This window comes from Pelobacter seleniigenes DSM 18267 (assembly GCF_000711225.1).
Taxonomy (GTDB): domain Bacteria; phylum Desulfobacterota; class Desulfuromonadia; order Desulfuromonadales; family Geopsychrobacteraceae; genus Seleniibacterium; species Seleniibacterium seleniigenes.
In genome coordinates, this window is record NZ_JOMG01000001.1 from 462633 (window position 1) to 485238 (window position 22606).

General features: G+C 55.0%; 24 protein-coding genes. All 24 read right to left on the reverse strand.

The window, feature by feature from the left end:
• Window positions 1-118 precede the first annotated feature (118 nt).
• Window positions 119-1288 carry a methionine adenosyltransferase gene (gene metK, locus N909_RS0102035; RefSeq protein WP_029910618.1) on the reverse strand — a complete coding sequence of 390 codons (1170 nt, stop codon included), beginning with the start codon at window positions 1286-1288 and terminating at the stop codon, window positions 119-121.
• 182 nt (window positions 1289-1470) lie between these two features.
• A complete protein-coding gene (gene ptsP, locus N909_RS0102040) occupies window positions 1471-3252 on the reverse strand; it encodes a phosphoenolpyruvate--protein phosphotransferase (protein WP_051689450.1) in 1782 nt (593 codons plus the stop codon).
• On the reverse strand, window positions 3233-3499 hold the full coding sequence (locus tag N909_RS0102045; RefSeq protein WP_029910623.1) for an HPr family phosphocarrier protein: 267 nt from the start codon (window positions 3497-3499) through the stop codon (window positions 3233-3235). Before N909_RS0102045 ends, ptsP begins: the two co-directional genes overlap by 20 nt.
• A gap of 9 nt (window positions 3500-3508) precedes the next feature.
• Entirely contained in the window at window positions 3509-4279 is a 771-nt protein-coding gene (locus tag N909_RS0102050; protein ID WP_029910626.1) for a PTS system mannose/fructose/sorbose family transporter subunit IID, read from the reverse strand.
• Between the two features lie 2 nt (window positions 4280-4281).
• Complete coding sequence (locus N909_RS0102055; RefSeq protein ID WP_029910628.1) at window positions 4282-4974, reverse strand: PTS sugar transporter subunit IIC; 693 nt, start codon at window positions 4972-4974, stop codon at window positions 4282-4284.
• The gene (locus N909_RS0102060) at window positions 4971-5465 is read right to left on the reverse strand and encodes a PTS sugar transporter subunit IIB (RefSeq protein ID WP_051689451.1); all 495 of its coding nucleotides are present in this window, start codon (window positions 5463-5465) and stop codon (window positions 4971-4973) included. The genes N909_RS0102055 and N909_RS0102060 overlap by 4 nt, the downstream gene beginning before the upstream one ends.
• An 11-nt stretch (window positions 5466-5476) precedes the next feature.
• Complete coding sequence (locus N909_RS0102065; RefSeq protein WP_036682648.1) at window positions 5477-5890, reverse strand: PTS sugar transporter subunit IIA; 414 nt, start codon at window positions 5888-5890, stop codon at window positions 5477-5479.
• Window positions 5891-5893: 3 nt separating this feature from the next.
• Window positions 5894-6754, reverse strand: a complete 861-nt coding sequence (gene rapZ, locus N909_RS0102070) for an RNase adapter RapZ (RefSeq protein WP_029910637.1) — start codon at window positions 6752-6754, stop codon at window positions 5894-5896.
• Complete coding sequence (gene hprK / locus N909_RS0102075) at window positions 6751-7725, reverse strand: HPr(Ser) kinase/phosphatase (RefSeq protein ID WP_029910640.1); 975 nt, start codon at window positions 7723-7725, stop codon at window positions 6751-6753. The genes rapZ and hprK overlap by 4 nt, the downstream gene beginning before the upstream one ends.
• Window positions 7726-7799: 74 nt before the next feature.
• Window positions 7800-8255: a PTS sugar transporter subunit IIA gene (locus tag N909_RS0102080; RefSeq protein ID WP_029910643.1), complete on the reverse strand. Its 456-nt coding sequence runs from the start codon at window positions 8253-8255 to the stop codon at window positions 7800-7802.
• An 82-nt stretch (window positions 8256-8337) separates the two neighbouring features.
• Window positions 8338-8886: a ribosome hibernation-promoting factor, HPF/YfiA family gene (gene hpf / locus N909_RS0102085; protein ID WP_029910647.1), complete on the reverse strand. Its 549-nt coding sequence runs from the start codon at window positions 8884-8886 to the stop codon at window positions 8338-8340.
• Window positions 8887-9002: 116 nt separating this feature from the next.
• Window positions 9003-10466 (reverse strand): RNA polymerase factor sigma-54, encoded by a 1464-nt coding sequence (gene rpoN / locus N909_RS0102090; protein ID WP_029910650.1) that lies wholly within the window; start codon window positions 10464-10466, stop codon window positions 9003-9005.
• 77 nt (window positions 10467-10543) lie between these two features.
• A complete protein-coding gene (lptB, locus tag N909_RS0102095) occupies window positions 10544-11269 on the reverse strand; it encodes an LPS export ABC transporter ATP-binding protein (protein WP_029910653.1) in 726 nt (241 codons plus the stop codon).
• A complete protein-coding gene (lptA, locus tag N909_RS0102100) occupies window positions 11266-11769 on the reverse strand; it encodes a lipopolysaccharide transport periplasmic protein LptA (RefSeq protein WP_029910654.1) in 504 nt (167 codons plus the stop codon). Before lptA ends, lptB begins: the two co-directional genes overlap by 4 nt.
• Entirely contained in the window at window positions 11770-12336 is a 567-nt protein-coding gene (lptC, locus tag N909_RS24295) for an LPS export ABC transporter periplasmic protein LptC (protein WP_029910658.1), read from the reverse strand.
• 79 nt (window positions 12337-12415) lie between these two features.
• The gene (locus N909_RS0102110) at window positions 12416-12934 is read right to left on the reverse strand and encodes a KdsC family phosphatase (protein WP_029910661.1); all 519 of its coding nucleotides are present in this window, start codon (window positions 12932-12934) and stop codon (window positions 12416-12418) included.
• Window positions 12934-13911, reverse strand: a complete 978-nt coding sequence (locus N909_RS0102115) for a KpsF/GutQ family sugar-phosphate isomerase (RefSeq protein ID WP_245613557.1) — start codon at window positions 13909-13911, stop codon at window positions 12934-12936. The genes N909_RS0102110 and N909_RS0102115 overlap by 1 nt, the downstream gene beginning before the upstream one ends.
• On the reverse strand, window positions 13904-14737 hold the full coding sequence (gene kdsA, locus N909_RS0102120; protein WP_029910667.1) for a 3-deoxy-8-phosphooctulonate synthase: 834 nt from the start codon (window positions 14735-14737) through the stop codon (window positions 13904-13906). Before kdsA ends, N909_RS0102115 begins: the two co-directional genes overlap by 8 nt.
• On the reverse strand, window positions 14738-16345 hold the full coding sequence (locus tag N909_RS0102125; protein ID WP_029910669.1) for a CTP synthase: 1608 nt from the start codon (window positions 16343-16345) through the stop codon (window positions 14738-14740).
• 140 nt (window positions 16346-16485) lie between these two features.
• Complete coding sequence (kdsB, locus tag N909_RS0102130) at window positions 16486-17250, reverse strand: 3-deoxy-manno-octulosonate cytidylyltransferase (protein ID WP_036682653.1); 765 nt, start codon at window positions 17248-17250, stop codon at window positions 16486-16488.
• A 165-nt stretch (window positions 17251-17415) separates the two neighbouring features.
• Window positions 17416-18921, reverse strand: coding sequence for an apolipoprotein N-acyltransferase (gene lnt / locus N909_RS0102135; RefSeq protein ID WP_029910675.1), 1506 nt, complete (start codon window positions 18919-18921; stop codon window positions 17416-17418).
• Between the two features lie 5 nt (window positions 18922-18926).
• Window positions 18927-19787, reverse strand: coding sequence for a hemolysin family protein (locus N909_RS0102140; RefSeq protein ID WP_051689452.1), 861 nt, complete (start codon window positions 19785-19787; stop codon window positions 18927-18929).
• Between the two features lie 18 nt (window positions 19788-19805).
• Window positions 19806-20279: an rRNA maturation RNase YbeY gene (gene ybeY, locus N909_RS0102145; RefSeq protein ID WP_029910680.1), complete on the reverse strand. Its 474-nt coding sequence runs from the start codon at window positions 20277-20279 to the stop codon at window positions 19806-19808.
• Window positions 20179-22587 carry an HD family phosphohydrolase gene (locus N909_RS0102150; RefSeq protein ID WP_051689453.1) on the reverse strand — a complete coding sequence of 803 codons (2409 nt, stop codon included), beginning with the start codon at window positions 22585-22587 and terminating at the stop codon, window positions 20179-20181. The genes ybeY and N909_RS0102150 overlap by 101 nt, the downstream gene beginning before the upstream one ends.
• Between the last annotated feature and the right edge of the window lie 19 nt (window positions 22588-22606).

Here is a 22606-nt window from a genome sequence, read left to right on the forward strand (position 1 = left end):
AAGATTGAACAAGACAACCCCAAGGAGATCGTCTCCTTGGGGTTGCAAGTGTAGCAAAACCACGCTTTTGCGAAGTGTGTTTAGCAAAGACCAGGGCGGCCTTTGCCAATATCAATCATCACAACCCGGCGCGGGCCTTGATCGATTCGGCGCGATCAGTAACTTCCCAGGTAAAGCCTGGCAATTCCCGACCGAAATGGCCATAAGCGGCGGTCTGTCGATAAATCGGTTTGAGCAGGTCGAGCTGCTCGATGATGGCGGCCGGGCGCATATCGAACTCTTCCCGCACAATCCCGGCGATCGTATTGGACGGAATTTTGCCGGTCCCGAAGGTGTTGATCATCACCGACACCGGCTCAGCGACGCCGATGGCATAGGCCAACTGCACTTCACACTTCCGTGCCAGTCCGGCGGCAACGATATTTTTGGCAATATAACGGGCCATATACGAGGCGCTCCGGTCAACCTTGGAAGGGTCTTTGCCGCTGAACGCTCCGCCGCCATGTGAGCCGTGTCCGCCGTAGGTGTCGACAATGATTTTTCGCCCGGTCAGGCCGCAATCCCCCATCGGTCCGCCGACAACGAAGCGACCGGTCGGATTGATCAGGAAGCGGGTCTTGTCATCCAGCAGTTTAGCCGGCAGGGTCGGCTTGATCACCTCTTCGATAATCGCTTCCTGCAGCTGTTCATAGGTCACGTCCGGGTTATGCTGTGACGAGACAACGATGGTGTCGATACGGCTCGGTTTGTCATCGACGTATTGGACCGACACCTGGGATTTGCTGTCCGGCCGCAAAAAGGAAAGCTGACCGCTTTTGCGAACATCGGCGAGCCGTTTGGTCAATTTATGGGCGAAAGTAATCGGCATGGGCATCAGTTCCGGAGTCTCGTTGCAAGCGAACCCAAACATCAAGCCCTGGTCTCCGGCGCCCTGCTCTTTATAGAGACCCTCACCGGCGGTGACCCCTTGAGAGATATCCGGAGACTGCTGATCAATCGAGGTCATGACCGCGCAGGTCTCATAATCGAACCCCATGGCGGAATCGCAGTAGCCGATCTCCTTGATGGTCTGCCGCACAATAGCTGGCAGATCTGCATAGGCCGTCGTGGTAATTTCCCCGGCGATAAAAGCCATCCCGGTGGTCACCAAGGTTTCACAAGCCACGCGGGCATTCGGGTCCTGAGCCAGAATAGCATCAAGTACAGCATCGGAAATCTGATCGGCAACCTTGTCAGGATGTCCTTCGCTGACGGACTCCGAAGTAAAAAGAAAATCGGTCATGGCCATAGTGAATGTCCTCCTACTGACGTCTTAAAGTGTTAAAAACCTGCGGATACTAATGAGGTTAAGCCTCTTGAGTCAACCTTTTTTATATTCCTGGACCTGAAAATGATATCCGCTCATTTCAGATCGGTCAAAACCGGTCTGCTTCTGGCCGCTTGGCGATTTGATTTGATAGCAGCAACGGCTTAGATGATGGGGCGGTCAAAAATGTCCGGCAGCAGCTTGCGCATGTCTTCATCAATCTGGCAGGACACCTCTTTGCTGGTTGCCAGCTGCAGCAGTTTTTCCACCAGCAATTCACCATCGCGACGGGAAACTTGCCTTAACACCCGCTTAACCCGCGGTACGCAGGACGGATTCATAGACAGTTCATGAAAGCCGAGTCCGACCAGGACCATAGCGTAGAGCGGCTCACCAGCCATTTCTCCGCAAATACACACATGAATTCCGGCATTGTTGGCAGCATCGCAAGTCGCCTTCAGGGCCCGCAGGATGGCTGGATGCAGGGGGTCGTAAAGATAGGCAACATACTCATTCCCCCGATCCACGGCAAGGCAATACTGAATCAGATCATTGGTTCCGACGGAGAAGAAATCAACCTCCCGGGCCAGCAGCGGTGCAATCAATACAGCCGATGGCGTTTCAACCATGATACCAACTTCGAGATCGGGATCATATTTCAATCCTTCCTGCTCCAGTTCCACCGCCGCATCCCGCAGCATGCGTTTACAGGCCCTGATTTCCGCAACCCCGCTGATCATGGGAAACATGATACGGACCTTGCCGTAATGGGAGGCCCGCAGAATGGCCCGCAATTGAATCCTGAACAGGGTAACTTCCCGCAGAGAGAAACGAATCGCCCGCAGTCCCATGGCCGGATTACATTCATCAGCCAGATTCAATTCGGGAACGAATTTATCTCCGCCGATATCAAGGGTCCGGATCGTCACCGGATGCTCCGGCATAATCTGCAGCACCTGACAGTAAGTCTGGAATTGTTCCTCCTCGGAAGGGGGCGTACTGCGTCCCAGGTAGAGAAATTCAGTCCTAAACAGGCCGACCCCTTCCGCCGCATGCTTACATGCCAGGGCAAACTCTCCCGGTAGTTCCAGATTACCGCGCAGTGCTATGGTGCAGTTGTCCGTGGTCCTGCCAGGTAACTCACGAAGCCTCTCCAGTTCGCGCTCAAGGTCCTCGAAGGATTGCTTGCGATTGCGATATTCCTGCACAGTCGCCGGCGAAGGATTGAGGACCACGACCCCGCTGGAACCGTCAATGATGATCGGCATCCGCTCGGTCACCAGCGCGGTAATATTCTCCAGCCCGACAATGGCCGGGATATCAAGGGAACGCGCCAGAATAGCGGTGTGTGAAGTGCGCCCCCCTTTATCGGTCAGAAAGCCGAGAATATTGGAGCGGTCCATCTGCATGGTCTCTGCCGGGGACAGGTCATGGGCGACAACCAATGATCTACGCCCGATCTGCCCGAGACTACGCTCGCTGGCTCCGGCCAGGATCCGCAGCAACCGATCACCGACGGCATCGACATCGGAGCGCCGCTCACGCAGATACTCATCCTCAATATTGTCGAACAAAGCACGCAGCTTATCAAGGGTACGTGACAAGGCGGCTTCGGCATTAAGAAGCTTACGGATCGCCTGTTCCGTTCCCTTGACCAGCATGTCGTCATCAAGGATCAGCAAGTGCGTTTCCAGAATATACAAATGCTCCCGCAGATGCTCCTGCTTGGAAACGGCTCGCTTTATATTGTTCAGCTGTTCCCGGGCTTGGTTGAGTGCAGAGCGAAAACGTTGCAGTTCGGTATCAACCAGGTCGGGAGAGATCTCAGCGGCATCAATGGCCGGCCGACTGGCGAGCAGACAGACTTCTCCGATACTGATTCCCGGAGAAACCCCGATGCCGACCAGATAGGTATCCTGAGTGATCTCAATCTTCGCCAAAGCCATCCTCAATCAATGCGGCGATACGGACCATCGCCTGGTCTTCGTCACTCCCCGCTACGGTCACCTCGATATCCGTTCCCTGGGGCGCGGCAAGTAGAAGAATCCCCATAATACTCTTGCCGTTGACCTCGACCTCATCCTTGATCAGGGTCACTTCAGAGCTAAATTTATTGGCTGTCTGCACCAGTTGGGCAGCAGCCCTGGCATGCAATCCAAGACGGTTCTTAATCGTAAAATTTCGGCTTAACATTTATCGTCCTTACATTTCAAGCCACTGAATTACATCGGCCCAGAATAACCCGGCCATGAATATGATCAGTGCAATAATATAAATCATCCAAAGGGTGGACACCCCTTTTCTGGCAAGATACGCCAACAATACCATCGGTAGCAGGGTCAGCAGTCCTAACCAGGTCGCGAGAGACTGCCGTCCCAAATGAGAAAAAACCATGAAGGCACTCAACCCGCCCAGGACAACCACCGCAGCCTCCTTGGTATGGATGGCCCAGTCCGGCAGGCTGTTTTGTTGAATGAACTCTACCGAGTTCATTCCTTGCCGATAGCCCCGGGCAAAGAAAACAGTCCGGAACCAGAAGGGGACCAGGTTGAACAGCAGTAGAAAAACCAGGGAGGACCAGAGAAATCCTTTGACCGCGAAAAACAGGCTCACCCCTGCGGCCAGAGGTCGCAAACCGCCCCAAAACAAGGCATCGCCGATGGCCGCGTAAGGCGCCGCGACAATTTCCTTGAAATCATCGATATCCACTGCAGGGGTGTCGCCGGCCGCCTGTTTTTCCTCGAGCTTCAACACCGCCCCGGCCACCAGCGGGGTCAGGTAGGGGTGGGTATTGAAATAGCCGACATAGCGTCGCGCCACGGCCAGCAGCTGGCTTCCGGAATACAGTTTCCGCAACCCTGGAAGCAGAGCATAAAAGAACCCCAGTCCCTGGTGCCGTTCAAAGTTCCAGCTCGCCTGCAAAATCAGAAAGCGTAACCAGATATGAAGCCTTGTTTTCCAGGAAAAAGCCATCTTCACACCAGCCACATCAGCAAAAAAGCCATACCAAAAGAGGCACAGAACAGAGTAATGGACCGGCTGACATTAATTGTCCCCAAAATGACCGCAACACCGATCAGCGGCAACGCCAACTGGATCCAGCTGGACGAGTAAACCAACCCTTCCTCAATCAGCGGCCATAAAAACGGGATGATCAGCAGACCGCCCCCAAGAATGACGATATAGGTACTTAATGCAGCGACTGAGAAGCTCAACAACCCTTTTAAATGTTGCCGCTCCGCTCCCCGCAACGAGCCCCGTTCGATGGCCAGTTCCGCCAGTTCCGGCAGATGGTCGTTAAAACGCCGGGCCCGATGATCGAAATATTGTCCCAACTTTCCCAACGGCAGAGTCACCAGCAAACAAAACAGCGCCGGTTCCGGGCCGCTGATCGTGAACATGCGCGCCACCGTCACCGCCAGAACCGTTGCCGCAATGGAAACCTGCGTATCGTCAGGCGGAATCGCCGCGCCGACCGGAAGTCGCGCCAGCCACAACAGCTCCATCATGATCCCGACCTGCAGACCGATCAGTGGCTGGCCCAGCAACATCCCGGTCAACGGTGCGGCAACCAACGGTCGCGAGATCATGATCTGCAGAACCGCAACACGGTCCAATCCGCAGAGCAGCGCAACCAAAGCTCCGAGCAAGAGATCCTGAATAATCAATCCTTTTCCTTTATCAGGGGCGTCAATTTTTTCCAGGACCGTTCACTGTCTGCAGGGATACAGCGAGCGGAGATATCGACTCCCGCCTGATCAAGGAGTGCCAGGTCATCGACATCGGCTTCATCCAGAAAGACGGTGCAACACAGGCGGGCTTTGCCCTTGTCCGCATGCAGGTTACCCAGGTTCAAACGGTCGAATTCAAGACCGCTCCGATAAGCCCGCAGGGCATCGGCGGTGGTTCCGAACAATAGCAGAACCTTTTTGCGCTGGAGGGCTTCGGAGTTCAAAAGCGGGATAATTTCATCAATGGTGCCGATTTCCACCTGCAGCCGACTGGGAACTGAGGCCTGCATCATTATTTTTTTCAGTGGATTATGGGCCAGTTCATCATTGGCCACGACAATGCAATCGGCCTTGACAAACGGTACCCATGCTTCCAGGACCTGCCCATGGATCAAACGATTATCTATCCGTGTTAAAACCAGCGACATGTTTTCCCCTGTCAGGTTCTATCGATGTTACGCAACAATTCCATAGGTCTTATGATCGCATCCCGGGCATATTCTTTCAAGCGTCCAGCCAAATCTTCCAGAACCAATTCGTTTCTGGCTCCGGCACATTTGATCAGCATCGGCAGATTAACCCCGGTCAAAATTTCAATCGCCCCGGGCGCCAGAAACTCGGCGCTGATATTGGTCGGGGTCCCCCCGAACAGATCGGACAGGATCATCACCCCCTGGCCATCAATACCCACCTGGTCGATAGCCTGTTGCAATTCAGCCTTCGCATTGTCCACCGACATACTGCGATTGATGCTGATGGCCTTAACCTTGTCAAGCGGTCCCAAAATCAGTTCAGCGGCCTGCACCAGCTCAGCGGCCAGCCCGGCATGAGAAATCACCACAATACCTATCATGATTTACCCTTTATCGATATCACGATGATTCACTCTCAGCAGCACCTGTGTATCGGGAAACGCACCGTACAGGTCTTCGACAATCGATACGCTGCGATGCCTGCCCCCGGTACAACCGATGGCCAGAGTCAGATAACTCTTCCCCTCGGCCCGATAATGGGGAATCAGAAAAGCCAGTAGCGGATCCAGGTGCTTGCGAAACTCGCGACAGGTGGGCTGAGAGAGGACATAATCACGTAATACCGGATCAAGTCCGGTCAATGGTCTTAGCTCTTCAACATAATGCGGGTTGGGCAGAAAACGCACATCAAAAACCAGATCTGCGGCCGGCGGCAGGCCGTAGCGATAGCCGAAGGACTCCAGATTGACGATCAATAGCGGTTCCCGCTCTTCGCCCAGAAAAGACAGCACCAGATCCCGTAACTGCCGGGAGGTCAGGTTGCTGCTGTCAATCACCCTGGTGGCCGCATTTCGCAAGCGCAGCAGATATTGTCGCTCCCTCTGAACCCCGGCCTGGACCGACTCCGAATGGGCCAACGGATGAGAACGGCGGGTTTCCGAGTAGCGGCGCTGCAGGACCTCATCGGCGGCTTCGAAAAACAGGATATCCAGCTGATAGCCGGCCTCTTCCAACCCCTGAAAAATCCTGGCGTGGTCAACCAGAAAACCGCGATTACGGACATCAATGACCACCGCAAGGTCAGATTCGGCATTCAGCCCTTCTTCAGCGCGCCGCAAAAAATCCGGCAGCATCACCAGGGGCAGATTGTCGACTACGAAAAAGCCCTGATCTTCAAGTACACGCGCCGCCGTCGATTTTCCGGAGCCGGAAAGCCCGGTGATAATGACCAGCCGCTGGCTCATTCCAAATCATCTCCGATAATCGAATGGGAGTGCAGGTGGGCCGCTTCAGCCATACGTTTTTCCAACAATTCCTGAAATTCGCGGGCGCTGTGATAACCCATTTCTTTGAGCAGTTGGTTCCGCGCTGCAACTTCGACAATGGTGCTGATATTTCGCCCCGGTGCCACGGGGATACGGACAAACGGAAGCTCAACCCCATGCAGGTTGAAGGTTTGATCCTCCATCCCCAGGCGGTCGTACTCCTTATCATCCTCCCACTCGACCAGTTCCACAACCAGATCGATTTTTTTCCGCCCGCGAATTGCCGCGACCCCGAACAGATGTTTGATATTGAGGATACCGAGCCCCCGAACCTCCATATGGTGAGGCAGCAGATCCATCCCTTCGCCGAAAACAACGGAAGGCAGCTTGAATCTGACCTTGACAACATCATCCGCCACCAGGCGAAAACCACGTAAAATCAGTTCCAGCGCGCACTCGCTTTTGCCGATCCCGCTTTTCCCCTGAATCAGGACCCCCATGCCGAGGACATCGAGCAGAACCCCGTGCAGGGTTGAGGTCGGCAGTAACCGTTCCTCGAGAAAACGCGTGATCAGGGAAATAAAATGGGAGCTGAGATGGTCGGTCCGCAACAACGGAGTGCGCCCGGCATTGGCGCTTTCGAGGAGATAGTCGGGAACCTCCTGGCCTTTGGTAATCACCAGGCAGGAAAGCTGGTATTGACACAGCTTTCGAACCTGCTCGCGGGCTTTCTCTTCCGGCATATGCGCCAGAAAGCTCAGTTCGGTTGTCCCCAAAACCTGGACCCGGTCCGGATGCAGACTGCTCATGTAACCGGCCAGCGCAAGGCCGGGTTTTTGAATCCTTGGCACGGAGACACAGTTGTCCAAGCCAGCCCCCCCGGCCAACAGCTCCAGGTTCAGACCGGCTTCCTTTTCATCGAGAATGTCCTGTATCGAAAGCTTCGGCATAAGGTTCGGATTCAATCAACCACGGGCATGGCCCTAAAAAAGTTAGCGGATTCGGGAGGCAAGCATCAGGAAGGTTAGCCCTCTTCTTCAAGAATAATCTGGTAAATCGCATCCTGATCGGCAGCGTCCAGTAATTTTTTTCTCACCTTGGAGTCTTTCAGCAGCTTGGAAATCCTGGCCAGGGTTTTCAGATGAACGCCTACGGACTCCTCTGGAGCGATCAGCAGAAAAAACAGGTAGGCCGGCTGGCCATCCATCGACTCAAAATCGACCCCGCCCTTGCTCCGGCCGAACACCAGCTTCAGCTCCGGGATTCCCGCCAGTTTGCCGTGCGGAATGGCGACCCCATCACCGATCCCGGTGCTGCCAAGTTTTTCACGCTCCTCCAGAACAGCAATAACCTCATCGCGGTTCAGAGAGGGCTCACAGTCAATCAGCGCGTCCGTGAGTTCGGCAAGAGTTCCGGTCTTGTCCTTGGCCTTAAGATCAGCGACGATAGCCTGGGGATTCAGTAGTTCAGAAATGTTCATAATCACAATCTTATTCGGTCAGCAATAAAAAAGCACGGGTCTTTTCCCATTTCTGGGAAAAGACCCGCATCCACAAATATGGTTAACTTCCTTGAGGAACGATCAAACCGTAGTTGCCATCTTTGCGACGGTAAACCACATTCATCTCCTCGGAATGGTCATCGGTAAAAACCAGGAACTCTTTGTCCAGCAGGTCCATCTGCATCACCGCTTCTTCAACCGACATCGGTTTGACAAAAAACGAATGGCTGCGGATAATTTCCGGATTGCCGCCTCCGTCATCAACACTCGGTCCCGAGATAATCGATTTTTCAACCAGCCGCTGATTGGCCGTGGTTCCTTTATGTTCTTTTAATTTTTCCTTGTACTTTTTGAGCTGCCGTTCAATTTTATCGACCATCAGATCAATGGCAGCATACATATCATCTTTTTCTTCCATGCTTTTCATGGTCAGGCCCTTGGCCACCATGGTCACTTCAGCACGGTGATAGATTTTTTTCTGAACGGATAAAACAACTTGAGCGTCAATCGGCTCGTCAATATACTTTTTGACCCGGGCCAGTTTCTCTTCCACATAGCTACGAACGGCATCACTGCTTTCCATATGACGGAAGGTAACGGCAATTTGCATAAGACAACCTCCTTGCGGTAACAGGCTCCGGCCTAGTGCCAGGCTCTTCTTTGGATTATAGCGTAGAATGGCGCCTGAGACATCCTTCTATCCGCAACAGAATTCCTAATCCGTATTCAAAACAGCCGTTTTCGTTCCGTCGAGGAACCGAGCCCGAGCATTTCCCGGTATTTGGTGACTGTCCGTCGAGCGATATTGATATCCTGGTCTTTCAACAAGGCAACAATTTTCTGATCGGAATAGGGCTTCTTCGGATCTTCTGCGGCAATGATCTCTTTGATTTTGCTCTTCACGCTTTCGGAAGCAACGGCATCACCATCGGCGGTATTGATGCCGCTATTGAAAAAGAATTTCAGTTCAAAAAGCCCCTGTGGAGTCTGCACATATTTATTGGTCGTGACCCTGCTGACCGTGGATTCGTGCATCTCGATGTCCTCTGCGACATCCCTTAACACCAGAGGCTTGAGGTATTCGATGCCATGGTCGAAAAACTCTCTTTGAAATTTGACGATGCTTTTTGTGACTTTGTAGATGGTGCGCTGGCGCTGATGAATACTCTTGATCAACCAGACCGCGCTACGCATTTTATCCTGAATATATTCACCGGCCTTTTTGTCGACCGCATTCGAATCGGTCAGGGCGTTGCGATAAAAGGAGTTGATGCGCAGATTTGGCAGGCCCTCGTCATTCTGGGTGACCACATATTCGTCACCAACCTTATGTACGAAGATATCCGGAACGATGTAATGGACCTCTTCTTCATTGTAGGCCCGCCCCGGTCGGGGATCGAGATCGGAGATCAACTTGGCGGCACCGAGCACATCATCGAGCACATCATCGAGCGAAACCTTGAGCGCCTTGGCTATCGCCGGATATTTCCGGCCTTCCAGTTCGCTCAGGCAATCACGCAGGATGAGCGCAGCAAGGGAATCACCGAGGTCCATCCGTTCCAACTGCAGCAACAGACATTCCTGCAGATTACGGCAGGCCACCCCGGCGGGGTCAAACTGCTGAACCTTCTTCAGGACAGCCTCAACCTCTTCCGGGGCAGTTTGGGTGGAAGCGGACAATTCTTCCAGGCTGGCATGAAGATATCCCGACTCATCGAGGTTGCCGATGATCTCAGCGGCCAGCAGCCTCTCCTTCTCGGCAAAGGCCGACAACCCGAGTTGCCAGAGCAGATGATCATTGAGGCTTTCCTGTTTGGTTAACAGGCTTTCGTAAGAGGGGCGTTCCTCCTGATCCTCATAATTATCGCGGCTGTCGCTGCTGTTCAGACTGTAGCCTTCCAGATAGGTCTGCCAGTCAATGTCGTTCATCCCTTCCTCTTCACCCTTTAATTCCTGCTCCGGGGAAGCCTCGGTTACGGCACCGCTGTCCTCTTCCGTGGCAACGGTCTCATCGCGCTCCTCTTTCGGATCAAGCCCCTCCTCCAGCAACGGGTTTTCAGCCAACTCCTGTGTGACGACATCCACCAGCTCCATGCGCGAAAGCTGAAGCAGCTTGATGGCCTGCTGCAACTGAGGGGTCATCACCAGCTGTTGGCTGAGTTTAACTTGTAAACGAAGATCAAGAGCCATAATTTGTTTCAGTCCATGTCATGATCGATTAACAAACAGTCATTGGGTCACTGAAGACAATCTCATCCGCCTCAAGGTCAGAGCCGAAATTTGTCTCCAAGGTAAATTTCCCGGGCCACGGGGCTTGCCGCAATCGCCTCGGGAGTACCGAATTCAAGAACATGCCCTCGGTTCAGGATATAAGCCTGATCGCAAACCCCCAAAGTTTCGCGGACATTGTGGTCAGAAATCAGAATGCCGATACCCCGGTCCTTGAGCTGGGAAATAATATTCTGGATATCGATCACGGCAATCGGATCGATACCGGCAAAGGGTTCATCCAAAAGAAGAAACGCAGGATCGAGAACCAGTGAGCGGGCGATCTCAACCCGCCGCCGTTCCCCCCCGGACAACGCATACCCTTTTGAATTGCGGATATGACCGATATTCAGGTCTTCCAGCAACGCTTCCAGGCGCTGTTGCTGTTCGCCAGCGGTCAAGCGCAGGGTTTCAATAATCGCCAACAGATTCTCCGCAACCGTCAATTTGCGAAACACCGAGGCCTCCTGAGGCAGATAGGAGATCCCGGCGCGAGCCCGCCGATACATGGGCAGGTCGGTGATATTGCGGTCATCAAGGAAGACCGCCCCCTGATCTGGCCGCGCCAGCCCAACCACCATATAGAAACTGGTCGTCTTGCCTGCACCGTTCGGCCCCAGCAGGCCGATCACCTGGCCGGAAGCCACGCTCAGATCGACCCCGCAAACAACCTCCCGGCCGGCATAGGTCTTCCGCAGGCCGGTCGCCTTCAGCTGCCTTTTCACCGGGCGCCGTCCTGCTTCTTGGCGGGAATGATCAGCGCCTTGACCCGGCCGCTGCCGGAACTTTTGACGACACTCCGGTTTTCCTTAAGATAGACGGTGATCTCATCCCCGACAATCCGGTTTTCGCCCTGTTGCAGTTGTGCGTTCCCCTGCAGTTCCAGGACCTGCTCCGGTTGCTTGAAGATGGCTTTATCCGCAGTCGCGATCCGGCCCTGCTGGGTGATCTTGACCTGTCCGACCGCTTCCATACGCTCCACCTGGCTCTGGTCGGCATTGAAAAACACAGTCAGTTGCTTCGCGTTTAGCACAAAATCACCCTGCGTTGCAACCACATCCCCGCTGAAAACGGTCTTCCGCTCGGCTTGAAAAACTTCCAGCCGGGTGGAGGTCACTTCAACCGGTTGATCGGCCTGCAGCCCTGAAAAGGTCTGCGCCGCACCGGCAAAGGCAACCATAAGAAAAGGGATAAAAACCAGCAAAGCCAGCAGTCGTTTCAACATTTATCGTGATCCATTTGCAGCGGGCTGAAAAACCGCCCGAACGTTTTTTTTCACCAGCAGGTAGCCGCGGTCGATCTCCACATCCAACCCGACTCCAGTCACTTTCAAGCCGGGTCCCTGATAAACCAGCGGCTCATCCGTACTCAACCGGCGGGCCTGCTCATTGTAGTTCAGGCGTTCGGTGATCAGGTTGTCGCCGCGACTGGAGGTTACCTCAACATGCTCCCAGAGCTCAATCCGGTTGGTGTTCTGATCCAGCGTTCCCTGCCCGGCGGTGACATTCAATTCGGCAAACGGGCCGGCATCAAAAAAATCCAGATGCAACGCAGCCAGGCTGACCAACTGACTCTGCCGCTGATACTCGGCACTCTTGGCGTCGAGGACCCAGCGTTTTTGGCCGTCTTCATTATGCGTGTAGTGAAGATCGGTTAACGCCAGATCAACATCTCCCGGCATGGTCTCCAGGATCGCGGCCGGCTCCTGCTCCCGCAAATGACTCCAGATCACCGCTGCCAAAGTGCCGACGGCCACAATGATCACCAGCGCTAAAATGTGTTTTGCTTTCAAGAACACCGCTCCCGGACACAATCGCCGCCGGCGGTCTTTTTGCTGAAATCACTCGGCTCGAAAACGCCCATTATCCCGCTCAGGCTTTAAAATAGCGCTCGGTCAACTCCTGCCAAGCGCCGTTGGCGCGCAAGATCAGGTCACAGATTTCGCGCACCGCACCACGTCCGCCGGGGCGTGTGGTCACATAATCGACCAACGGCGGGACATCCGGAACGGCATCGGCCACCGTGGCGCTGAAACCGACCCGGCGCAGAATCGGCAGATCAACGACATCGTCGCCGACATAGGCTACCTGTTCGTCGCTCAGCCCCTGTTCGGCGAGAATCTCCTGATAGGGGCCAAGTTTGCTCAAGGCTCCCTGATAAAGGATCTCGATACCGAGTTCCTGGGCACGCTTGGCAACAACGGCGGAAGAGCGGCCGGTAATAATCCCGACTTTGACTCCGGACCGCTGCAGCAGTTTCAGCCCATGGCCGTCTTTGACGTCAAAGGCTTTCAGTTCGTTACCCTGATTATCGTAAATAATCCGTCCGTCCGTCAAAACCCCATCGACATCCAGCAGGAGCAGTTTGATTGCAGCCAGCTTTTTCTCCATCAGACCACTCCCGCCCGCAGCAGATCGTGCAGGTGAATGATGCCGACCGGAACTGTTTCCCCGTCATCGGCAAAGACAAACAGGGAGGTAATGGAATGGCTTTCCATAACCTGCAGCGCTTTGGCCGCCAGGTTGTGGCGCAGGATCCGTTTCGGGGACAGTGACATGAATTCGCGGATGGGCTGTTGCAGACTCTCCAACCCCTTCTCCATGATCCGCCGCAGATCGCCGTCGGTAAAGACGCCCACCAGAGCGCCCTGCTCGTCCACAATCCCGGTCACCCCGAGCTGTTTACTGGTAATTTCGAACAAGGCTTCGCGGACCAGGGTGGCGGGGCCGACCAACGGAACCTGATCGCCGGTGTGCATGATATCCTCGACCCTCAGCAGCAGTTTTTTTCCGAGCGCCCCCCCGGGGTGAAACATGGCGAAATCCTCGGCCTTGAAGCCACGCTCATTGAGCAGCGCCACGGCCAGGGCATCACCCATAGCCAGAGTCGCCGTGGTACTGGCCGTCGGCGCCAAGCCCAGCGGGCAGGCTTCTTCGGCCACACCGATATTCAGGTGGACGTCACCGGCGATCCCCAGGGTGCTTTTGGGATTGCCGGACATGGTGATCAGCGGCAGCCCCATGCGCTTGATCACCGGCAGAATCCGGCAGACCTCTTCGGTCTCCCCGGAGTAGGATACGGCGATGACCACATCCCCCTTGGAAAGCATGCCCAGGTCGCCATGGATACCTTCCGCCGGATGCAGGAAAAAAGTCGGGGTGCCGGTCGATGCCATGGTTGCGGCGATCTTCTGGCAGATCAGCCCGGACTTGCCCATACCGGTCACCACCACCTTGCCGTGACACTCGAGAATCATCTTGACCGCAGTCGAAAAATCGCCGTTGATCCGGTCTTTCAGAGCCAGAACCGCGTCAGCCTCAACCTGCAGAACATGCTTTGCCGTTTCCAGCATGGTTTCATCACTCATCGTTCGAGCCCTGTTTGAAAATCGCATCAATGGCCAGAACCTGTTCGAGCATGGTTTTGACCTTGGCCAGGGGCAGTGAATTGGGGCCGTCACAGAGAGCATGGTCCGGATCTTCATGGACTTCCCAGAACAAACCGTCGATGCCGGTTGCTGCCGCGGCACGGGACAGGGCGCCGACATACTGACGCTGGCCACCGGAGGCACCGCCAGCCCCGCCCGGCAACTGCACCGAGTGGGTGGCATCAAAGATCACCGGATAGCCCATCTCACGCATGATCACCAAAGAACGCATATCGGTGACCAGATTGTTGTAGCCAAAAGAAGCGCCGCGCTCGGTCAGCAGAATATTGTGGTTGCCGGTGGTTTCGATCTTTTTGACCCCATGTTCGATATCCCAGGGAGCCAGAAACTGCCCTTTTTTAATATTGATGGTTTTGCCGCTTTCGCCGGCGGCGACCAGCAGATCGGTCTGGCGCGACAAAAAGGCCGGAATCTGCATAATATCGAGAACCTCGGCAGCCGGTGCGACCTGGGACACATCATGAATGTCAGAGATGACCGGCAGTTCGAACTCCTTTTTGACCCGCTCGAGAATCCGCAACCCCTCTTCCATGCCCGGTCCTCTGAAGGACGTCACCGAAGTCCGGTTGGCCTTATCATAAGAAGCCTTAAAGACCAGCTCGCAACCCAGTTCCTGGGTCAGCTTTTTAAGGCCTTCGGCGATGCGCAAGGTCAACGCTTCATTCTCAATGGCACAGGGTCCGGCAATCAGCACCAACTGCTTAGCACCGCCAAAAACGACGGAACCGACATTCACTTTGTTCATTTATTTTTTCTCCTGGCCCTGCTTCAGGCAGGCACCGACAAACGATTCAAACAAGGGGTGCGGCTCCATCGGCCGCGATTTGAATTCAGGGTGGAATTGGCAACCCAGAAACCATGGATGATCGGTCAATTCAACGATTTCCACCAGTCCGGCCTCGGGGTTCATTCCCGAAAAAACCAGCCCGCAGGTCTGCAGTTTTTTCAAATAGCTGTTATTGAATTCGAACCGATGACGATGGCGCTCGGAAAGATGGTCAGTACCGTAAATCCGCCGTGCCAGGGTATCTTTTTTGAGGTCACAGGGATATGCGCCAAGACGCATGGTCCCCCCCTTCCCTTTGACTTTTTTCTGATCCTCCATGATGTGGATCACCGGATTTTTGGCCTCTTCATGGAATTCCGAGGAGTGGGCGTCTTCAATATTGCAGACATGGCGGGAAAACTCCACCACGGCCATCTGCATACCCAAGCAGATCCCGAAAAACGGGATATTGTTCTCCCGTGCATACCGAATCGCGGCGATCTTGCCTTCGCTACCGCGTTCACCGAACCCGCCGGGCACCAGGATTCCATCCACTTTGGCAAAAGCATCGCTGATGCCGTGGCGTTCCAGGGCTTCGGAATCGATATACTCCAGGTTGACCCGACAATTATTGGCGATCCCGCCGTGGGTCAGGGCTTCCGAAAGGGACTTATAACTCTCGGTCAAGTCGACATATTTACCGACAATGGCAATCGTCGTTTCCCCGGCCGGCTGTTTGACCCGCTCGACAATTCGTTCCCAGTCGGACAGATCGGGCGCTTTGGTCCAGATATTCAGATAATCAACGATCCGCTCGTCCAGCCCCTGCTCGTGGAAAGCCTGCGGACACTCATAGATGGTACCAACATCGCGCGCGGTAATGACCGCTGCTTCCGGCACGTTACAGAACAGCGCGATCTTTGCCTTCATTTCCCGGGGGATTTCACGGTCGCAGCGACACAGCAGAATATCGGGCTGAATCCCGATCTCCCGCAGATCCTTGACGCTGTGTTGGGTCGGTTTGGTTTTCAGTTCGCCGGCGGTGGCGATATAAGGGACCAGTGTCAAATGGATATAAAGGACATTTTCCCGGCCGCGATCAACCCGGAACTGGCGGATCGCTTCCAGAAACGGCAGCGACTCGATATCGCCGACCGTACCGCCGACTTCGACAATGGCGATATCGACCCCCTTGGCGTTGTCGAGGATCTTCTGTTTGATTTCATTGGTGATATGGGGAATCACCTGAACGGTTCCGCCGAGATAATCGCCGCGTCGCTCTTTGCGAATCACCGAATCATAAACCTGGCCGGTGGTAAAATTCGATTTGCGCGATAATTTGGCCGAGGTATAACGCTCATAGTGCCCAAGATCGAGATCGGTTTCGGCACCGTCATCAGTGACAAAGACTTCGCCATGCTGAAAAGGGCTCATGGTGCCGGGATCGACATTGATATAAGGGTCCATTTTCTGCATGGAAACACGCAGCCCGCGCGCTTCCATCAAAGCACCTATCGAGGCTGCGGAAAGGCCCTTGCCCAAGGAAGACACCACACCACCGGTTACAAATAGAAACTTGGTTTTCATCTATCCATCCATTCCTGCCTGAGAAAAATAATACTCAATGAGCCAGCCCACGACTGGCGATTCTACACACATTCAAGGCCGAAAGAAACCCTCAATGCAAAAAACTGTCCATATCCGGAAGATATGGACAACAGCCTGTTTTAATTATTTTTTTCTTTAGCCATCAAAAGTGCAACCCGCTCCAGGTCAGCAGGGGTATCAACCCCGTGGCAGGCATATTCCGTTTCTGCCACATAGAGTCGCACCCCGCGTTCCAGAGCCCGTAACTGCTCCAGGTTTTCCAGAGATTCCAGAGCTGTTTTCGGCCAGCGCGGGTAAGCCAGCAATAGATCCCGCCGGTAGACATAAAGACCGATGTGACGCAGCAGCCGCTCATGGGGCAGCGCCGCGGCCAGTTCATCCTGGCTCAGGTCTCTCGGCCAGGGAATCGGCGCCCGGGAAAAATAGAGGGCGAAGCCGGCTTCATCCTTCACCACCTTGACCACGTTGGGGCTGTAAAAATCAGCGAGTTCATCGATCCGCGCGGCCAGAGTTCCCATCTGGATACCCGAATCGTGCAACAGCGGCGTCACCGCCTGGTCGATCATCCGCGGATCAATCAACGGCTCATCACCCTGGACATTCACAATCAGCTCGGCATCGATCTGCGCCGCCACTTCCGCCAGGCGATCGGTCCCGGTCGGATGATCGGCACGGGTCAGCATAACCTCCCCGCCAAAACCCGCCACCACTTCGGCAATCCGCCGGTCGTCCGTTGCCACGATAACCCGCTCGACCGCTTGCGCCTTTGCCACGCGCTCATAAACATGCTGAATCATCGGCAGTCCGTTGATCAGCGCCAACGGTTTGCCGGGAAACCTGGTGGAGGCGTAGCGAGCCGGGACAATCGCTGTTGCTTTGTTCATGATAGACATCCTTTTCTCAATACGACAAAGCCGTGATACTTACGCGAATCTGGCTCGTTGTCAACGCTCAATTACGCCTTGAAAAAGCACTCAAAAAGTCACCTTTCCGGGCATAGTATTCAAGTCTGGACACAGACAGAAATGGAACTGAATCATCGCCGCCATTTAAGCGCGACGACGCCGGACGGCCAACAGGGCAATGAGAGCAGTCAGCGCCAGGCAGCCCCAGGCAAAGACATCTCCGCAGCGGGTGTAGAGAGTATGTCCAGCCCCCAGGCCAACGGTTCCGGTGAGAAAAAAATCCTTGAACAAGGGGCCAGAAGCGACAACCTTCCCGGCGGGTGAAATCAACGCGGAAATTCCGGTATTGGCGGCCCGGGCCAGCCAAATCCGGTTTTCGATGGCCCGGAAACGGGTCATGGCGAGAAGCTGGTAAGGGGCTGAGGAGCGTCCGAACCAAGCGTCATTGGTTATGTTGACCAGCAAATCGGCGCCGCCCTGAACATAGGCGCGAGCCAGCTCCGGGAAAATGGCTTCATAACAGATCAGGACGCCGAGCTGATGGCCGTTCAGGCGCAACGGCCGGATCGTGCCCGGAGAAAAATCGCCGACCCCGACGACCATTTTATCGACAAAGGACAAAAGCTTGCCCAAGGGAACATATTCGCCGAACGGGACCAGGTGAATTTTGTCGGACCGGCCGACCTCGCGGCCAGTGGCGGAGATCAGATAAGCGCTGTTGAAATACTCAAACTGTTCCGGGCCAACCTCCCGATAAGCCGGGCTCCCGATCAAAAAAGTGCTGCCCAGCTGTTGGGCCTCTCGTTTCACCCTCCTGGCCAAGGGAATCGGGTCTTGCAGATAAAACGGAGTCGCCGCTTCCGGCCAGACCACCAGGTCCGGGTGCTTCAGCGCGGCCTGCGCTGACAGATGAAGATATTTGTCGACATTCGTGCGCTGAAAAGCAGGGTCCCACTTTTGCGCCTGATCGATATTCCCCTGGACCAGGGCAACTTTGAGCGTCTCGGCCCGCTTGGCCAGGGGCTGCGACAGCCGCCAGAAGCCATAACCGAAATGACTGCAGCAGACCAGAACAACCAGCCCGAATCCGATCCGGGCTCGGCGGCTACGCGGTGCACTGATGATCCAGGCGAGTGCGCAATTCACCAGCACCAGCAAAAAGCTGACCCCATGGACGCCGGTGACATCCGCACTCTGGATCGCAACGGCGAAGTTCTGCTGAGAATAACCGAGCAAGGCCCAGGGGAAACCGGTCAGCAGCAGGCCGCGCAAATATTCCGCGGTCACCCAAAAAACCGGCAAGGTCAGCAGTACCGGCAGGTTGAGCAAGTCTTCGCAGCGGCAGGACAGCCAGACCGGCACAGCAAAATAAAGGGCCAGGTAAACCAGCAGAAAAAAATAGGCCAGCAGAGAAAAGATCGGTGCCAGACCACCATAAGTGGTCATCACGATATTCAGCCAGTAGAGAACCGCACCAAAAAAAAACAAGCCACAGGTGAAACCTGCAGCAAAGGGGCGCCGACGCATGGTCAGCAGCATTGGCAGCAACCCCACCCAGGCCAATGGATAGAAATCCGGCCTGGGAAAGGCAGCAGCCAACAGCAATCCGGACAGCCCGGCACTGAGCAAAACGCGGTCAATACGTGGCATAGAAATCAACTATCATCCTGGGCGGAAATAGATTCCTGGGGTGGGAAAATGCGAATTTTTCTGACCGCGCGCTGATCACCCTGTTCAATCAACATCTCCAGCCCATTGACGCGGACCCGCTCCCCGGTCGCAGGGACCCGCCCGAACTGTTCCACGATATACCCGCCGACTGTGTCGAACTTCTCCCTGGCGACTTCGATATCGTAGTGTTCCTCAAATTCTTCAATGGACAGCCGCCCGTCGACAACAATGGAGCCGTCACTGTCCTCAACCAGCCAGTCCTCTTCCAGATCGTATTCATCCTGGATATCACCGACAATCTCTTCGATCAGATCCTCAATGGTCACCAATCCCGAAGTGCCGCCGTACTCGTCGATAACAATCGCGATATGGACCCGCGTTTCCCGAAATTCCTTGAGCAGCACGCTGACCTGTTTTGACTCGGGGACCAGATACGGCGGGCGCAAGACTTCGGCCAGGGCGATATCATCGATGGGTCGCCCCCAGAACTGCAGCAGGTCCTTGGCGTAAACCAGGCCGATAATGTTGTCAATGTTCCCTTTATAAATCGGGATCCGGGAATGTCCGGAATCGAGAATCGCTTTGAGAGCCTCTCCCAACGGGGCATCGGCATCGGCACAGACCATGTCGGTGCGCGGGACCATGATCTCGCGCAGGATCGTTTCATCCAGCTCCAGTATCGACTGCAGCATCTCCCCTTCGTCTTCGTCGATGATGCCCTGCTGCTCAGATGCATCGATCAACTCGTGCAGGTCCTCTTCACTACAGGCCTGCGGCCTTTGAGCCAGTTTACGCGATAAGCGTTTCAACCAACTGTCAGGCTCCTGAGAATGTTCGGTGTCCACCGGTTTGATGTTCTCCTTTTATCTGGTTGACAAAGTTTCGTCGAGCTGAAATTCCTGGAGCAAGGCACTGAACACCTCCCGCTCCTTAGCTTCCATAAGCTCTGCGTCGCTGACGCTGCCCCGCTCGTGATCATAGCCAAGCAGGTGCAGAACGCCATGAACCAGCAGAAACCAGAGCTCGTGTTCAAAAGGTATCCCGGCCGCGTCGGCATCGCTGGCAGCCCGCTCGGCGGAGATCACCACGTCACCGAGAACCTGCGGTTGAACGCCACCGCCTTCGCCCTCCTGCATGGCAAAAGAGATCACATTGGTCGGCCGATCCCGCTGCAGGTAATCCCGGTTGATCACCTGAATGCCGGCATTATCGACAATCAGAATCGACAGCTCGGCATCAGGAAATCCCGAGACGTTTAAGATCTTCTGGGCTATCTTGCGCAGCTGTCGTTTCAGAATCTTGTGCCGGGTCTGTTGATTTTCGATCTGAATTCGCACTTTTTATCCTTGCTTTATCTTTAACCGGAGCCTTATCGACAACTTCGGTCTTTTCTCTGACAATGTGAACCGGTTCCGGATAGTCGACCCGGTGATGGAATGAACCGGACAGAACTCGATTGAAACTCCTGGCAATCAGGTTGAGATCCTTCAGGGTCAGGTCACATTCGTTGAGCTGTCCATCGATGAAAATATTGTTGATCAGCTTCTGGACCATGCCCTGAATCCGCGCCGGGGTCGGATCGGTCAGGGTCCGGCTGGCGGCCTCGATGGCATCGGCCAGCATGATCAGTGCGGCTTCCCGGGTCTGGGGCTTTGGCCCGTGATAACGATAATCGCGCTCGGAGATCTGCTGGACGCCGGGGTCGGCCTGGCTTTTGGCGCGATCATAAAAAAACTTGATCAGGGTGGTCCCGTGATGCTGCTGGATAATATCCATCAGCTCCGTCCCCAACTTGTGCTCTTTGGCCAATTCCACGCCGTCTTTAACATGGGAGGTCAAAATCAGCGCGCTCATGGACGGCGCAAGTTTATCGTGCTTGTTCCGTTGTCCACCCGAATTTTCAATAAAATACAGGGGCTTTTTGATCTTGCCAATATCATGATAATAGGCGGCCACCCTGGCCAGCAGCGGGTTGGCATTAATGGCCTCGGCGGCGCACTCGGCCAGGTTGCCGACCAGGATCGAATGGTGGTAGGTTCCCGGAGCCTCGATCATCAACTGCCGCAACACCGGCGAATTCATATTGGCCAGCTCCAGCAGTTTGATATCGGTGGTGTACTTGAACACGGATTCGACCAGCGGCACCGTACCGTTGACCACAACCGCACTCGCCAGCCCGCCGAGCAGCCCGAACCCCAGTTTCCAGAGCAGCTGCAGTTCAAAACTGCGCCCACTGAGAAAATGGATGCCGAGCAACAGAACCATATTAGTCAGGCCGATCCATAGAGCGGCACGGTATAAGGTTGCCCGCTGTTGACAGTGGCGCACACCGTGAGCACCGACCAGGCTGCCGGTTAACGCGAACAGTGCCATCATCAGGCTGTTACCGAACAAAACCCCGACCAGCAACGAGCAACAGACGGCAAACAGAAAAGCGGTCTCCGAATTGAGCACGATTCTGACCAGCATTGCCCCCAGGGCAAACGGGATCGCGTAGAAATAGGCCGATGAATCGACATAGGCAAAGGTATTCCCCACCCCTGTCGCAATGAAGATGGAGATCTTGATCAGCACAAACAGGACGATAAAGACCGCCGCCAAAAAGAGCAGATCGCGTGAGTCGGGCCGAAATTTGCTGATATTGCGGTAGCCGAACAGATAGCAGACATAAATCAGCAGCAAGGTACAGATCAGCAGACCGACCACGGTCTGCAGGTTGCGGTTATCGCGGCCGGAATCCCGGATCGCCTTCAACTTGAGAATCTGATCGGCGGTCACGCGTTCCCCTTCCCGGACGATCATTTCCCCTTTTTTGATCTGGAAAAGGACCGGGGCAACCTGCGCCCGCGCTTCCAGGCGGCGCTTGGCCGTTGCCTCCTCGTTAAACACCAGGTTGGGGCGCAACTGCTGTTGCACGACCTTTAGCAGGGTCTGCCGCTGGGCGGTGGAGACATCCAGCAGGGCCAGCTGCTGCTTGGCCTCGGCCAGGGCATCGTTCAGCCCCGTGACCTGACTGAGCAACTGCGGAGAGAGCTCTTTCCCCTCACTGCGATCCAACAGCTGCAGCCCTTCCTGCTGATGATTTTTAAAAGCCTGCAGATTGGCGACAATGGGCCGCTCAAAAACCGGCTTGAGCAACACCGTGGTGGAGCTGGCGATATCCTGGCTGAGGGGCATGTTCAGTAGCGGACGATATTCCTCGGCCGTCAACGGGACGCCGAAGTCGGCTTCCAGTTGGCGCAAAAAATCGTCCGGTTCGCCCTGGATGGGCGTTTGCTGATGCTGCAGGAGCAGATTCAGGCCGCTACTGATCCGCTTGATGGCCTGCGCTCCGGCAGCGACATCGAGATCATAGATAAAAGGAACCGCATTGGCCGCTTCATCACGCTTGGCCTCGGTCAGGGGAGCATCTTCAACCAACAGATCCCGCGGCGATTTGATGTCACGGGAAGCGATATCCCCCGGCGTACGATAAACCGGAATCAGGCCGCCTTTGGGGACGACAATCAGGGTCAGCAAAACCGCGACCGCCAGCAACAGCCAACCGGCCAGCTGACTGCGGTCTTTGTGGCGCAGCCCCTGTACCCCACAACCGAAAAAAATAGCTCGCCCGTGCAGAGCCTTGTTTTTCTCTTCTTTGGTCATAACCTCTCAGTCAACAACA

Coding starts and splice junctions, on each gene's coding strand:
- metK (WP_029910618.1), bottom strand. CDS start 1,288: ATGGCCATGACCGATTTTCTTTTTACTTCGGAGTCCGTCAGCGAAGGA.
- ptsP (WP_051689450.1), bottom strand. CDS start 3,252: ATGGCTTTGGCGAAGATTGAGATCACTCAGGATACCTATCTGGTCGGC.
- N909_RS0102045 (WP_029910623.1), bottom strand. CDS start 3,499: ATGTTAAGCCGAAATTTTACGATTAAGAACCGTCTTGGATTGCATGCC.
- N909_RS0102050 (WP_029910626.1), bottom strand. CDS start 4,279: ATGGCTTTTTCCTGGAAAACAAGGCTTCATATCTGGTTACGCTTTCTG.
- N909_RS0102060 (WP_051689451.1), bottom strand. CDS start 5,465: ATGTCGCTGGTTTTAACACGGATAGATAATCGTTTGATCCATGGGCAG.
- N909_RS0102065 (WP_036682648.1), bottom strand. CDS start 5,890: ATGATAGGTATTGTGGTGATTTCTCATGCCGGGCTGGCCGCTGAGCTG.
- rapZ (WP_029910637.1), bottom strand. CDS start 6,754: ATGAGCCAGCGGCTGGTCATTATCACCGGGCTTTCCGGCTCCGGAAAA.
- hprK (WP_029910640.1), bottom strand. CDS start 7,725: ATGCCGAAGCTTTCGATACAGGACATTCTCGATGAAAAGGAAGCCGGT.
- N909_RS0102080 (WP_029910643.1), bottom strand. CDS start 8,255: ATGAACATTTCTGAACTACTGAATCCCCAGGCTATCGTCGCTGATCTT.
- hpf (WP_029910647.1), bottom strand. CDS start 8,886: ATGCAAATTGCCGTTACCTTCCGTCATATGGAAAGCAGTGATGCCGTT.
- rpoN (WP_029910650.1), bottom strand. CDS start 10,466: ATGGCTCTTGATCTTCGTTTACAAGTTAAACTCAGCCAACAGCTGGTG.
- lptA (WP_029910654.1), bottom strand. CDS start 11,769: ATGTTGAAACGACTGCTGGCTTTGCTGGTTTTTATCCCTTTTCTTATG.
- N909_RS0102110 (WP_029910661.1), bottom strand. CDS start 12,934: ATGGAGAAAAAGCTGGCTGCAATCAAACTGCTCCTGCTGGATGTCGAT.
- N909_RS0102115 (WP_245613557.1), bottom strand. CDS start 13,911: ATGAGTGATGAAACCATGCTGGAAACGGCAAAGCATGTTCTGCAGGTT.
- kdsA (WP_029910667.1), bottom strand. CDS start 14,737: ATGAACAAAGTGAATGTCGGTTCCGTCGTTTTTGGCGGTGCTAAGCAG.
- N909_RS0102125 (WP_029910669.1), bottom strand. CDS start 16,345: ATGAAAACCAAGTTTCTATTTGTAACCGGTGGTGTGGTGTCTTCCTTG.
- kdsB (WP_036682653.1), bottom strand. CDS start 17,250: ATGAACAAAGCAACAGCGATTGTCCCGGCTCGCTACGCCTCCACCAGG.
- lnt (WP_029910675.1), bottom strand. CDS start 18,921: ATGCCACGTATTGACCGCGTTTTGCTCAGTGCCGGGCTGTCCGGATTG.
- N909_RS0102150 (WP_051689453.1), bottom strand. CDS start 22,587: ATGACCAAAGAAGAGAAAAACAAGGCTCTGCACGGGCGAGCTATTTTT.